Genomic DNA, 12,279 nt, shown 5'->3' with positions numbered 1-12,279 from the left:
ACCGCCGGAGCGCCCGACCCGGCGGAGCGCCGGGCTCGACGGACCGCCCTGGAGGGTCAGCGCCCCTCGTAGACCGGCTTCTCCTTGCGTACGAAGGCGAGGGTGGACGCGCGGTGGTCGACGGTGCCACCGCAGATCGTCTGCGCCTGCGCCTCGGCGGCCAGCGCGTCGGCGAGGGTGCCGGCGTCGGCGATGGAGAGCTGGCGCTTGATCGCCCCGTACGCGACGGTCGGACCGGCGGCCAGCCGGGCGGCCAACTCCTGTGCCGTCGGCAGCACCTGCTCGTCGTCGTCCACGAGCTGGTTGAGCAGCCCGAGATGGCGGGCCTCCTCGGCGCGTACCGGCTCGGCCAGCATCAGCAGCTCGATCGCCTTGGCGTGGCCGACCAGCCGGGGCAGCGTCCAGGACGCGCCGGTGTCGGCGGCCAGCCCCACCTTGGCGAACGCCATCAGGAAGCTGGTCTTCGGCCCGCCGATCCGGATGTCGGCGAGGAAGGCGAGCGACGCCCCGGCCCCGGCGGCCATGCCCCGTACCGCCGCCACCACCGGCTTGGGCAGGTTCGCCAGGCGGGCGGCGATCGGGTTGTAGTGGGCGCCGACGGTGGCCAGCGGGTTGCCCTTGGTCGTCTCCAGGGTCGTCACGTGCTCGCGCAGGTCCTGACCGGCGCTGAACTGGCCGCCCGCCCCGGCGAGCACCACCGCCCGGCAGGACCGGTCGACCTCCAGCTCGGTCAGGACGTCCCGGAGGGCCTCCTTGAGCGCGACGTCGAGCGCGTTCATGGCCGTGGGGCGGTTCAGCGTCAGGGTGACGACCGCGTCGGTGCGGTCGACCAGGAGCGGCTCGGTCACGTCTCTAACGACCCTTCTGTCGTACGGCACGGTTGCCGAGGTCGAGGCACTGCTCCACGTACCGGTCGGCGGCCGGACGGAGCCGGGCGGCGTGCCGGTCGAAGAAACTGGCGGCGCTGGTACCGGGCCAGCGCTCGGGCAGCAGGGCCGGGGGCAACTGCGGATCCTTGAACAGGAAGGTACGCCACGCGTGCACGAGCCGGAATCGCGCCGCGTACGCCTCCTCGTCACCGCTGCGGGCATTGATCGTGCCCACCAGCGGGCGCTGTTCGGCGACGAAGTCCTCGTACGCCTGGCCGATCTCGGCGAGATCCCAGGCGCGCCGGACCATGGCCACCGCGCCCGGCGTGCCGGCGGCGTGGATGGCCGCGAACCGCTCGAACCGGACCCCGGCCTCGACCAGCACGGCCTCGACGTCCTCGGCGGCCCGGGTGGCGATCCAGGTCTGCTCGTCGAGGGTGCCGTAGCCCAGGAAGCGTAGGGTGGTGGCGAGCCGCTGCCGTTCCCGCCGGCCGGCTGGTGCGTCGAGCACGACCAGGTCGAACCGGCCGTCCCAGCCGGACCGGGCGGTGCGGTAGATCCGGGAGGCGGCCTCGTCCAGCCGGCGGGCGGCTTTCGGGGTGATCGTGTAACCCGGTCCGGTGGCGAGTCGGATCGGGTCCAGCCAGCCCTGACGCACCATTCGGGAGACCGCGGTACGCACGGCCGGGGGTGCGATACCGAGGGGCGCGAGCAGTTTGACCAGGGCGGCAACCGGTGCCCGACCGCCCCGGGGGCGGAGGTGGTCGCCGTACAGGTCGAAGAGTGCCGACCGTGCCTGCATGACCGCACATTGTGACAGCCCGGCTCGGGATATGCTAGTCGCTGTTACATCAATGCTGCTTCGGTTTGGGTCCGGCGGTGTTCATCAGGGAAAATCGTTGGTCAGCACCGCGCGTCGGCGCGTGGTGGGTTAACGCGTAGTGGCTGTGGGGCAACCCACCGACCCTGGTGTAGGTCTGAGGGGAGACAACATGGCGGCGATGAAGCCGCGGACGGGCGACGGTCCGCTGGAGGTCACCAAGGAGGGCCGGGGCATCGTCATGCGGGTTCCGCTGGAGGGTGGTGGCCGGCTCGTCGTCGAGATGACTCCCGACGAGGCCAACGCGCTCGGTGACGCGTTGAAGGCAGCCGCCGGCTGATGGAGGAGTGGCCCGGGTGGCGTCCGCCGCCCGGGTGGTCCGGAAGAACCTGAGCCACCGGTCCGCCGGTGGCTCAGGCTCTTCGTGTCCCTGGAATCCCTGGAGGTACGGCAAAGCGTGCTGGACATCCGTCTGGTAACTGGTTCCGACCGGTTCGACACCCTCGTTCTGCCTGTCCGAAGCGTCGAGGGGGCGGAGGTCCCGGCGGCGCTGATCCCTACCGCGACAACGCTCCCCGACGACCTGGTCGCCGAGGCCACCGCCCTGCTGCCGGCGGCGGCGCTGACCGGGGCCGCCGGTGAGACCCGCGTGCACCTCCGCCCCCTGCGTTCCCCCGTACGGCTGCTGTTGCTCGGAGTCGGCGACGGCGACGAGGCCGGCTGGCGGGCCGCCGGGGCCGCGCTGGTCCGCACCCTCGCCGAGGAACCGGGGGCCACGGTGGCCCTGCCGGCCGACGCCCCGCCCGCAGCGGTGCGTGGTCTGGCCGAGGGGGCGCTGCTGGGCTCCTACCGGTTCCGGTTGACCGACGCCAAGCCGACCCCGGCGCTGGCCGAGCTGGAGATCGCGGTGGACGAGCCGGAGCGGTACGCCGCCGTCCTCGACACGGCCCGGACCACCGCCCGGATGACCTGCTTCGCCCGGGACCTGACCAACATGCCGTCCTCCGTGAAGAACCCGGAGTGGTTCGCCGGCCAGGTCGCCGCGGTCGCCGCCGACCTGCCCGAGGTGAACCTGCGGGTCTGGCAGCCCGACGAGCTCGCCGAAGCGGGCTTCGGCGGCATCCTCGCCGTCGGCGGCGGCTCGGCCACGGGACCGCGCCTGGTCGAGCTGAGCTGGAACCCGGAGGGCGCGACGACCCACGTGGTGCTGGTCGGCAAGGGCATCACCTTCGACACCGGCGGCATCTCGATCAAGCCGTTGTCCGGGATGAAGCTCATGCGCAAGGACATGGCGGGGGCGGCCGCCGTCGTCGGCGCCGCCCTCGGGGCCGCCGCGCTGCGCCTCCCGGTGCGGGTCACCGCCCTCGCGCCGCTGGCCGAGAACGCGGTCAGCGGCTCCGCCTTCCGCCCGGGCGACGTGATCCAGCACTACGGCGGGCTGACCAGCGAGTCCACCAACTCCGACGCCGAGGGGCGGCTGGTGCTCGCCGACGCGCTCGCGTACGCGGTGGACCGCCTCGCCCCCGACGTGCTGGTCGACCTGGCCACCCTCACCGGCGCCAACTCGATCGCGTTGGGCTCGCGGACCGCGGCGCTCTACACCGACAACGACGGGCTGGCCGAGGCACTGGTCAGCACCGCCGCCGAGGCGGGCGAGAAGTCCTGGCGGATGCCGTTGGTCGGCGACTACGTCGAGTACCTCGGCAGCGACCTGGCCGACTTCTACAGCGCCCCCGCCCGGGGCGCGGGCTCGGTGGTCGCCGCCCTGTACCTCCGCGAGTTCACCGGTGACCTGCGGGACCGCTGGGTCCACTTCGACATGTCCGCGCCCGCCTGGTCGTCCGACGCCAAGGGGGAACTCGCCAAGGGCGCCACCGGCTGGGGCGTACGGGGGCTGCTGCGCTGGCTGGCGACGCTGGGCTGAGCCGGACGCCTGTCAGGTGCCTGCAGGGGACCCTTCCTACCGTTTTTTGATGAGGAGGGGACCCCTGCAGGCGCCCAGAGCCGGTGGCACGGGCACCCAGAGTTGGCGGCGCAGGCGCCCAGAGCCGGCGGTGTTCGGAGCAGGCAGCGGGTGGGATGGTCAGCAGCGGATGGCCGCCAGCAGGCCGTGACCGACCGGGAGCAGGGCGGGCACCCACTCGTCCGACTCCCGGAGCGCCTTGATGGTCTCGCGCAGGGTCACCGTCTCCAGATCCCGGGCGGCCGGGTCGCCGATCCGCCCACCGGCCAGGGCGCCGTTCACGGCGAGCACCCCGCCCGGGCGTAGCAGCCGCAGCGCGGCGTCCACGCAGGCGCTGACCCCGGTCACCTCGGCGTCGACGAACACCATGTCGTACGCGCCGTCGGCGAGGCGGGGCAGGACGTCCAGGGCCCGTCCGGCGATGATGCGGGTACGCCCCGACGGGAAGCCCGCCTCGGCGAAGATCCGGCGGGCGATCCGCTGGTGCTCGACCTCGACGTCGATCGTGGTCAGCACACCGTCGGAACGCATGCCGCGCAGCAGCCAGACGCCGCTGACCCCGGTGCCGGTGCCGATCTCCACCACCGCCCGGGCGCTGCCGGCGGCGGCGAGCAGTCGCAGGGCGGCACCGGCACCGGTGGTCACCGCGTCGACGCCCACCTCCTCGGCGAGACTGCGGGCGGTGCGCAGGACGAGGTCCTCGGCGACGTACGACTCGGCGAACTGCAGGGCCTGCGCCGTCGAACTGCCGGAACTGGCGGCGGCGACGATGGGACACCTCCGGGGGGGGGGGCGGCGATAGTGGAGCGGAGCGGGTTCGCCGTAAGAGCCTAGAGGCGACGGCTCAGGGGCGCAGCCACGCGGTCGGCTGGTGTGGCCTACGCCGGTATGACCGCTGACCCGGGACGGGACATCCGTGCAATCCTGGATGGTGATCCCGTCCGCTCCGGCCGGGCCGGTTCCGCCGGTCCTTTCCGGCGTACGGGGCTCGGGACGGACTGGGAGGCACCGACGTGACCGACGGCTGGGACTGGCGCCAGCCCGCCGCGACCCCCGCACCGCCGCAACCGCCGGTGGCCGGGAGAGCGCCCTTGGGCACCCACGGTGGACCGGCGGGTGGCGCGCGGGGCGTGCCGGGCGGCGGCCCCGCCACCACGGGCACCACCTCGCCATGGTGGTCCGACGCGCTCGCCGACCCGTGGCGTGACCCGACCGCCCCCACCGCCGTGGTGCTGCCGGTCGCGCCGGTACGGGGGACGGAACCGGAACCAGTGGCCGACCCGGACCTGCCCCGCCGGCCGGTGCTGCGGCAGGTGTTGCTGGTCGCGGTGGTCGCCGCCCTGCTCGCCGGCACCCTCGGCGGTGCGCTGGGCTACGCGTTCGCGGTGCGCGGCGGTGCGGGCGGGACGGTGCTCGGGGCCCCGCCGCAGGAGGCGCCGGTGGCCGCCCAGCGCCGGCCGGACTCCCTGGCCGGGGTCGCCGCCAAGGTCCTGCCCAGCGTGGTAACCGTCCGGGTGGGTGGTCACGCCGGCACCAGCGAGGGTTCCGGCTTCATTGCCAGCGCCGACGGGCACGTCATCACCAACGACCACGTGATCGCCGGCGGGAACGGCAAGCCGACGGTGATCTTCAACGACGGGTCCTCCGCCCCGGCCAGCGTGGTCGGCCAGGACCCGGAGTCCGACATCGCCGTGATCAAGGTCTCCCGGACCGGACTGCGGCCGGTGGAGTTCGGCGACTCGGACAGCCTCGCGGTCGGGGACCCAGTGCTCGCCATCGGCTCCCCGCTCTCCCTGGCGAACACCGTCACCGCGGGCATCGTCAGCGCCCTGGACCGGACCATGCGGGCCGGGGAACCGGGCGGACCGGTGCGCTACTACGCGGCGATCCAGACCGACGCGGCGGTCAACCACGGCAACTCCGGCGGACCGCTGGTGGACGGCGCGGGCCGGGTGATCGGGGTGAACTCGACGATCAAGTCGCTGGTCGCCGACGGGCAGGAGGCCGGCAACATCGGCCTCGCCTTCGCCATCCCGATCAACCAGGCGAAACGCATCACCCAGGACATCATCGGCACCGGCAAGGCCCGCCGGACGGTGATCGGCGCCGAGGTGCCCGGGCCGGGCGCGGCCCCCAGCAGCACTGGGGGCGTACGGCTGGTCGCGGTCGAGCCCTCCGGCCCGGCGGCCGGGGCCGGGCTGAAGGCGGGGGACGTGGTCCTCCGGCTCGCCGGGCGTCCGTTGTCCGAGCCTACGGACCTGATCGCCCTGGTCCGCAAGTTCGCCCCCGGGTCGGTGGTGACGGTCGAGTACCGGCGTGGATCGTCGGTGCAGAACGCCTCGGTGACACTCGCCGCAGACGCCAAGTAGGCGGGGGCCACCCCTCCCGGAACCCCTCCTACGTGCGTACCCTTGGCCAGGCAGACGCCGAGGAGGAGGCCCCGTGTTCGACAACCTGAACTGGTGGGAGATCGGCGCTCTGCTGCTGCTCGCGTTGCTGATCTTCGGCGACAAGCTGCCCACGGTGATCGGTGACGGCCTGCGCATGGTGCGCAACTTGCGCAACATGGCCCGCAATGCCACCACCGACCTGAGCCGGGAACTGGGCACCGACATCCAACTGGAAGACCTGCACCCCAAGGCGTTCATCCGCAAGCACCTGCTCAGCGAAGAGGACGAGCAGGCGATCCGGAAGCCGTTGCAGGGCATGTACGACGACCTGCGCGCCGACGTCAACGGCGTGCACAAGGAGCTCAAGGACGTCGCCACCGCGGCGGACCTGCGCTCCGGTGCCAACCCGTCCACCCCCGCCCCGGCGCCCCGGCCCCGCAGCTACGACGGCGACGCCACCTGACCCGCACCCTCGAGCGGGTACGGGTCGGGCAGCGTCGTCAGTCAGCGGCCGGCGGGTTGTGAGCCGGGTGGCCGGCGGGCTCGAGTCGAGCGGTCGGGACCGGCCGGCGGGCTGAACGATCCGGTCAGCGACCGGCGGGCTTGAGTCCGAGCGGCTTGCCGAGCAGCGACTCGCGGCGTACGGCCAGCCGGTCGGCGACCGCGCCCAGCGCCTTCGCGGCCGGGGCCGCCGGCTCGGCCAGCACGATCGGGGTGCCGGCGTCGCCGGCCTCGCGGACCCGGGTGTCCAGCGGGATCTGCCCGAGCAGCGGCACCTGCGCGCCGATGGTCTGGGTCAACGACTCGGCGACCGTGGCCCCGCCGCCGGCACCGAAGACCTCCATCCGGGAGCCGTCCGGCAGTTCCAGCCAGGACATGTTCTCGATCACGCCGACGACCCGCTGGTGGGTTTGCAGGGCGATCGCCCCGGCCCGCTCCGCCACCTCGGCGGCGGCGGCCTGCGGCGTGGTGACCACCAGGATCTCCGCGTTCGGCAGGAGCTGGGCCAGCGAGATCGCCACGTCACCGGTGCCCGGGGGCAGGTCGAGCAGGAGGACGTCCAGGTCGCCCCAGTAGACGTCGGCGAGGAACTGCTGCAACGCCCGGTGCAGCATCGGGCCACGCCAGACCACGGCGGCGTTCCCGGCGGTGAACATGCCGATCGAGATGACCTTCACGCCGTGCGACTCGGGCGGCATGATCATGTCTTCCACCCGGGTGGGGCGGGCCTCCGTGCCGAGCATCCGGGGCACCGAGTGGCCGTAGATGTCCGCGTCGACCACGCCGACGGAGAGCCCCCGGGCGGCGAGCGCCGCGGCCAGGTTGACCGTCACGCTGGACTTGCCGACGCCCCCCTTGCCGCTGGCCACCGCGTACACCCGGGTCCGGGAGCCGGGCTGGGCAAACGGGATGACCGGTTCCCCGCCGGCCGCGCCGGCACCGCCGCGCAGCTTCGCCTGCAACGACTGCCGCTGCTCGGGGCTCATCACGCCGAACTCGATCTCGACGCCGGTGACCCCGGGCACGGCGCCGACGGCGGCGGTGATGTCGGCGCGCAGCTTCTCCTTCAACGGGCAGCCGGCGACGGTGAGCAGCAGCTCCACCCGGACGACGCCGTCGTCACCGACGACCGCGGAGCGGACCATGCCGAGGTCGGTGATCGGCCGGCGGATCTCGGGGTCGTCGACGGTGGCCAGCGCGGCGTGGACGGCGTCGGAGACGGTGCTGACGGGTGCGGACATGCCCGCAATGCTACGTCGGTGCCCCTCCGCGCCCACCGCCCGCCGCCTCCGTTGATCAAGAGGTTTGCGTCACCGGGACGACATCAATGCGAGAGCGGGCGGGGTCAGTCGTGGGCGGGGTCGTGGTGGCGGCGGTCCAGACGGTGGCGACGTTGTTGGGCCTCGTCGAGTTCCTCGGCCAGCCGGGCCAGCTCGGAGCGGACGAAGTCCCGGGTGGCCACCTCGCCCAGGGCGATCCGCAGGGCGGCGATCTCCCGGGCCAGGTACTCGGTGTCCGCCTTCTGCGCCGTGGCGCGGCGGCGGTCCTCCTCCAGCGAGACCCGGTCCCGGTCGGCCTGCCGGTTCTGGGCGAGCAGGATCAGCGGGGCCGCGTAGGACGCCTGCAACGACAGGACCAGGGTGAGGAAGGTGAAGGTGTACGGGTCGAAGCGCAGGTCCGCCGGGGCCAGGGTGTTCCAGGCGAACCAGGCCGAGATCACCACCGTCATGTAGACGATGAAGTTCGCCGTACCCATGCCCCGGGCGATCCCCTCGGACCAGCGTCCGAACGCCTCCGGGTCGAACCGGGGCAGCTTGACCTTGCGGGGCTCCGCCGGCTGGTCCAGCCGTTCGGAGCGGCGCTGCTCAGCCATGCGCACCGCCTGTCGTCCGGTCTTCGCCGGTCGTCCCGCCCACGGCGGTCGTGCCAGCCTCGCCAGCGGCCGCCCCGGCGGTCAGGTCGGGCTGCGGCTGCGCGAGGGGCTCCGCCGGGGCGTCCCGGTCGCGCCAGTCCCGGGGCAGGGAATGGTCCAGTACGTCGTCCACGGTGACCGCGCCGACCAGCCGGTTGTTGCGGTCGACCACAGGCATCGCGACCAGGTCGTAGGTGGCCATCCGGCGGGTGATCTCGGGCAGCGGGGTGGTCTCCCGCAGCGGGTCGATGTCGTTGAGCACGATGCCGCCGAGCAGGTCGGCCGGCGGCTCCCGGAGCAGCCGCTGGAAGTGCACCATCCCGAGGTAACGGCCGGTCGGGGTGGTCATCGGGGCGCGGGAGACGAAGACCTGCGCCGCCACGGCGGGGGAGAGCTGCGGCTCCCGGATCCGGGCCAGCGCCTCCGCGACGGTCGCGTCCGGCGGCAGGATCACCGGCTCGGAGGTCATCACGCTGCCCGCCGTGCCCGGGGTGTACTTGAGCAGTTGGCGGACCGGGTCGGCCTCGTCCGGCTCCATCAGGTCGAGCAGTACGTCCTGCTCCGGCGCCGGCAGCTCGTTGAGCAGGTCGGCGGCGTCGTCCGGGTCCATCTCCTCCAGCACGTCGGCGGCCCGTTCCCGGCCCAGCGCGGTGAGGATCTCCACCTGGTCGTGCTCGGGCAACTCGCTGAGCACGTCCGCCAGGCGCTCGTCGTCCAGGGCCGCCGCCACCTCGTTGCGGCGCAGGTCGGGCAGGTCCTGGAGGGCGTTGGCCAGGTCGGCCGGGCGCATGTCCTCCAGGACAGCGAGGAGGTTGGCCGTACCCCGGGTGTCGGCGAAGCCGGTCAGCCCCCGGACCTTGTCCCACTCGACCTGGTGCAGGTGCCCCCGGCGGCTGAGCCGGCCGGTCTGCTCCCGGACCGCCACCCGGCTCAGCGACCACTCGCGGCCCCGGCACTCCATCGCCACGTCGACCACGGTGCCGGCCTGCCCGTTCGGGTCGAGGTGCACCCGACGGTCGAGCAACTCCTGGAGGACCAGCAGCTCGTTGGGGCGCTTTTCGAAGCGACGCAGGTTCAGCGTCCCGGTGCCGAGCACGACCGCCTCCGCGTCGAGCGAGGTGACCCGGTTGATGGAGAGGAAGATCCGCCGCCGCATCGGCATCTCGGCGACAAGTCCGACCACCTCGGGCGGGCGGTTGGTCGTCCGGAGGCGGGCCACCGCGTCGCGTACCCGTCCCACCTGGTCGCCGTTCGGGTCGAAGACGGCCACTCCGGCGAGTCGGGCGATGTAGACCCGGGTCGGCGTGCTCACGTCGACCAGCCTATGCGCCTAGTGTTTATCAACATGTCGACCTTGGCCTACGAGATCGTGGACGTCTTCACCGACCGCCCGTTCGCCGGCAATCCGCTGGCTGTGGTGTTCGGCGCGGAAGGGCTCGCCACCGAGCAGATGCAGACGCTGGCGCGGGAGTTCAACCTCTCCGAGACGGTCTTCGTGCTGCCCGCCACCCAGGTCGGCGCGACCTACCGGGCCCGGATCTTCACCCCGGCGGCGGAGCTGCCCTTCGCCGGCCACCCGAGCGTGGGCGCGGCGGTGACCGCGTGCCGTCGGGGCTGGTTCGACACCGGGCAGGTCACCCAGGAGTGCGGGGCGGGGGTGCTGCCGGTCGAGGTGACCGGCGCGGGTGCCACGCTGACCGGCGGCATGCCGACCCTGGGGCCGGAGCTGGACGTGGAACCCCTGCTGGAGCTGGCCGGCCTGCGGGCCGCCGACCACGCCGGCCCGGCGCCCCGGGTGGCCGGTTGCGGGCTGGAGTTCCCGTACCTCCCGGTGCGTCCGGACGCGTTGGCCCGCGCCCGGGTCAACGCGGCGGTGGCGGAGCGGTACGGAGTGGAGCACGTCAGCGTCTTCTCCTGGGATGCCGGTACGCAAACCGCCCGCGCCCGGGTCTTCGTGCCCGGGCTCGGTGTTCCCGAGGACCCGGCCACCGGCTCGGCCGCTCTCGGTCTGGGGGTGTGGCTGGTCGCCAGCGGCCTGCTCCCCGGCGAGGGACGGTCGGCGTACACCGTCGAGCAGGGCTACGAGATGAACCGCCCGTCCGTGCTGACCTGTACGGTCACCGCGGTCGGCGGCGTAGCCGTGGGCGCGACGGTCAGCGGCCAGGTGATGCCGGTGGCCCGTGGTGAGATCAACATCCCGCCCTTCCTCGGCTGACCCCGTCCGGTACCGGGCCCCGGGAAGCCCGCCGCCGGAGATCCGGGCCGGGAGGTCCGGCCAGCGGGCGTGGGCGGGGTACGGCAGGATTCCGGGTGTGAGCGACGAGGTGGAGGAGCGGGCGACCACGCCCCTGGTCGACGAGGCGCTGAAGAAGGCCGCCGTGGCCTGGGTGCGGGTGCCCGACGGCCCGGCGCTCGCGCTCTGGTGCGTACCCCTGGAGGGGGCGCTGTTCGTGGTGAGCGGCCCGGGGGAGCAGACGGCGCCCGACCTGGCCGAAGCGTCGGAGGTCGAGGTCACCCTGCGGGGCGACCACGGCGGGCGGATCGTGACCTTTCCGGCGCGGGTCTCCCGCGTCGAGCCGGAGAGCGAGCTGTGGGCGACGGTGGCTCCGGCGGTGGCCGGCAAGCGGCTCAACGCCCCCGGCTCCATCGCCGACCTGGTGCGGCGCTGGGTCGCGGACGGCTGCACGCTGAACCGGCTGGTGCCGGCCGGGACGCCGTTGGCCGGATCCGCCCTGCCGGACGACTCGCTGGCCGAGCCGCCCCGGGACACCCCCGCCGTGCGCCGGACCCGGAAGCCGTTCCGCCTGCACCGGGTGCGTCGCCGCTGACCGGGCAGTCCCCACCGGGTCACCCGCCCCTCGACCCGCTGACCACCGGGGCGATCGTGCTGGCCGTCGCGGCGGTCTCCTCGTCGGCCCCGCTGATCGCGTTCGCGACCGCCCCCGCCCTGGCCATCGCCTTCTGGCGGAACGTGCTGGCGACCGGCGTGATCGCTCCGTGGGCGCTGGTCCGGCGACGTGCCGAGTTCCGGCTGCTGGCGTCCGGTGCGGGGCGGCGGGAGGGCTGGTACTGCGTGCTCTCCGGGGTGGCGCTGGCCGGGCACTTCGCCACCTGGATGCCGAGCGCGCAGCTCACCTCGGTCGCCGCCGCGACCGCGCTGGGCGCCACCCAGCCGGTGTGGCAGGGGCTGATCGCCCGGTGGCAGGGCCGGCGGCTGCCGCGCACGGTGTGGGCCGGCATCGGGATCGCGGTGCTCGGCGCGGTGTTGGCCAGCGGTGCCGACTTCGCCGTCTCCGGCCGGGCCTTCGCCGGCGACCTGCTGGCCGTCGCGGGTGCGATCTTCATCGCCGGCTACACCGCGCTGGGCGAGCGGGCCCGCGTCACCTTGAGCACCACCACCTACACCACGATCTGCTACAGCGTCTGCGCGTCGGTGCTGCTGGTCGTCTGTCTGGTCGGCGGGGTACGGCTGGGCGGGTACGACACCGACACCTGGCTGGTGATCCTCGCGTTGGTCGCCGGGGCGCAGCTACTCGGGCACTCGATGTTCAACTACGCGCTGCGGCGGGTCTCGGCCACCACGGTGAGCGTGCTGATCCTGCTGGAGGTGCCGGGCGCGGCGCTGATCGGCTGGCTCTGGCTGGGTCAGCTCCCGCAGCCGCTCGCCCTGCCCGGCCTGGGTGTGCTGCTGGTCGGCACGGTCGTGGTGGTGCTGGGCGGGGCACGTGCCGGGCGGCGGGCTCCGGTGCCCCTGCCCGGCGAGGTCGGGCCGCCACCGCCATGAGGACCGGTGGGTTCTGCCCGCCGTCTCAGAGGGCGGGACC

Annotated in this window: 11 protein-coding genes and 2 pseudogenes; 7 read left to right on the top strand and 6 right to left on the bottom strand. The window is 73.6% G+C overall.

Annotated elements, in window-relative coordinates; genetic code table 11:
- Nucleotides 1-56: 56 nt before the first annotated feature.
- Nucleotides 57-848: an enoyl-CoA hydratase-related protein gene (locus GA0074692_RS21720; RefSeq protein WP_091647000.1), complete on the bottom strand. Its 792-nt coding sequence runs from the start codon at nucleotides 846-848 to the stop codon at nucleotides 57-59.
- 4 nt (nucleotides 849-852) lie between these two features.
- The gene (locus tag GA0074692_RS21715) at nucleotides 853-1,671 is read right to left on the bottom strand and encodes a PaaX family transcriptional regulator (RefSeq protein ID WP_091646999.1); all 819 of its coding nucleotides are present in this window, start codon (nucleotides 1,669-1,671) and stop codon (nucleotides 853-855) included.
- 190 nt (nucleotides 1,672-1,861) lie between these two features.
- Between GA0074692_RS21715 and GA0074692_RS21710 the strand changes: the two genes are divergently transcribed.
- Nucleotides 1,862-2,029: a DUF3117 domain-containing protein gene (locus GA0074692_RS21710; RefSeq protein ID WP_007455245.1), complete on the top strand. Its 168-nt coding sequence runs from the start codon at nucleotides 1,862-1,864 to the stop codon at nucleotides 2,027-2,029.
- A gap of 117 nt (nucleotides 2,030-2,146) precedes the next feature.
- Entirely contained in the window at nucleotides 2,147-3,613 is a 1,467-nt protein-coding gene (locus tag GA0074692_RS21705; protein ID WP_091646998.1) for a leucyl aminopeptidase family protein, read from the top strand.
- Nucleotides 3,614-3,772: 159 nt separating this feature from the next.
- Here GA0074692_RS21705 and GA0074692_RS21700 read toward each other — a convergent pair whose 3' ends face one another.
- Nucleotides 3,773-4,381: an O-methyltransferase gene (locus GA0074692_RS21700; protein ID WP_091653903.1), complete on the bottom strand. Its 609-nt coding sequence runs from the start codon at nucleotides 4,379-4,381 to the stop codon at nucleotides 3,773-3,775.
- A 269-nt stretch (nucleotides 4,382-4,650) separates the two neighbouring features.
- Here GA0074692_RS21700 and GA0074692_RS21690 point away from each other — a divergent pair, with 269 nt between their 5' ends.
- Together GA0074692_RS21690 and GA0074692_RS21685 are read left to right on the top strand one after the other, a co-directional pair.
- Nucleotides 4,651-6,021: a S1C family serine protease gene (locus tag GA0074692_RS21690; protein WP_176738723.1), complete on the top strand. Its 1,371-nt coding sequence runs from the start codon at nucleotides 4,651-4,653 to the stop codon at nucleotides 6,019-6,021.
- A gap of 73 nt (nucleotides 6,022-6,094) precedes the next feature.
- Nucleotides 6,095-6,505: a twin-arginine translocase TatA/TatE family subunit gene (locus GA0074692_RS21685; protein ID WP_091646995.1), complete on the top strand. Its 411-nt coding sequence runs from the start codon at nucleotides 6,095-6,097 to the stop codon at nucleotides 6,503-6,505.
- Between the two features lie 124 nt (nucleotides 6,506-6,629).
- Here the strand turns inward: GA0074692_RS21685 and GA0074692_RS21680 are convergent, their stop codons facing one another.
- From GA0074692_RS21680 to GA0074692_RS21670, 3 genes and pseudogenes are all read right to left on the bottom strand, one after another.
- Nucleotides 6,630-7,784 carry a P-loop NTPase gene (locus tag GA0074692_RS21680; protein WP_091646994.1) on the bottom strand — a complete coding sequence of 385 codons (1,155 nt, stop codon included), beginning with the start codon at nucleotides 7,782-7,784 and terminating at the stop codon, nucleotides 6,630-6,632.
- A gap of 128 nt (nucleotides 7,785-7,912) precedes the next feature.
- Nucleotides 7,913-8,416 (bottom strand): annotated as a pseudogene (locus tag GA0074692_RS21675) (DUF1003 domain-containing protein); the annotation flags it as partial.
- Between the two features lie 85 nt (nucleotides 8,417-8,501).
- Nucleotides 8,502-9,767 (bottom strand): annotated as a pseudogene (locus tag GA0074692_RS21670) (magnesium transporter MgtE N-terminal domain-containing protein); the annotation flags it as partial.
- A gap of 33 nt (nucleotides 9,768-9,800) precedes the next feature.
- Here GA0074692_RS21670 and GA0074692_RS21665 point away from each other — a divergent pair.
- The 3 genes from GA0074692_RS21665 (at nucleotide 9,801) to GA0074692_RS21655 (ending at nucleotide 12,239) form a co-directional block, all read left to right on the top strand.
- Complete coding sequence (locus tag GA0074692_RS21665; protein WP_091646992.1) at nucleotides 9,801-10,670, top strand: PhzF family phenazine biosynthesis protein; 870 nt, start codon at nucleotides 9,801-9,803, stop codon at nucleotides 10,668-10,670.
- 97 nt (nucleotides 10,671-10,767) lie between these two features.
- Complete coding sequence (locus GA0074692_RS21660; RefSeq protein ID WP_091646991.1) at nucleotides 10,768-11,283, top strand: hypothetical protein; 516 nt, start codon at nucleotides 10,768-10,770, stop codon at nucleotides 11,281-11,283.
- A complete protein-coding gene (locus GA0074692_RS21655) occupies nucleotides 11,280-12,239 on the top strand; it encodes a DMT family transporter (protein ID WP_091653899.1) in 960 nt (319 codons plus the stop codon). Before GA0074692_RS21660 ends, GA0074692_RS21655 begins: the two co-directional genes overlap by 4 nt.
- Nucleotides 12,240-12,279 lie beyond the last annotated feature (40 nt).

The sequence above is a fragment of the Micromonospora pallida genome (genome assembly GCF_900090325.1).
Classification (GTDB): Bacteria; Actinomycetota; Actinomycetes; order Mycobacteriales; family Micromonosporaceae; genus Micromonospora; species Micromonospora pallida.
This window is presented reverse-complemented; position numbering and strand designations above follow the sequence as displayed.

Coding starts and splice junctions, on each gene's coding strand:
- GA0074692_RS21715 (WP_091646999.1), bottom strand. CDS start 1,671: ATGCAGGCACGGTCGGCACTCTTCGACCTGTACGGCGACCACCTCCGC.
- GA0074692_RS21710 (WP_007455245.1), top strand. CDS start 1,862: ATGGCGGCGATGAAGCCGCGGACGGGCGACGGTCCGCTGGAGGTCACC.
- GA0074692_RS21680 (WP_091646994.1), bottom strand. CDS start 7,784: ATGTCCGCACCCGTCAGCACCGTCTCCGACGCCGTCCACGCCGCGCTG.
- GA0074692_RS21665 (WP_091646992.1), top strand. CDS start 9,801: ATGTCGACCTTGGCCTACGAGATCGTGGACGTCTTCACCGACCGCCCG.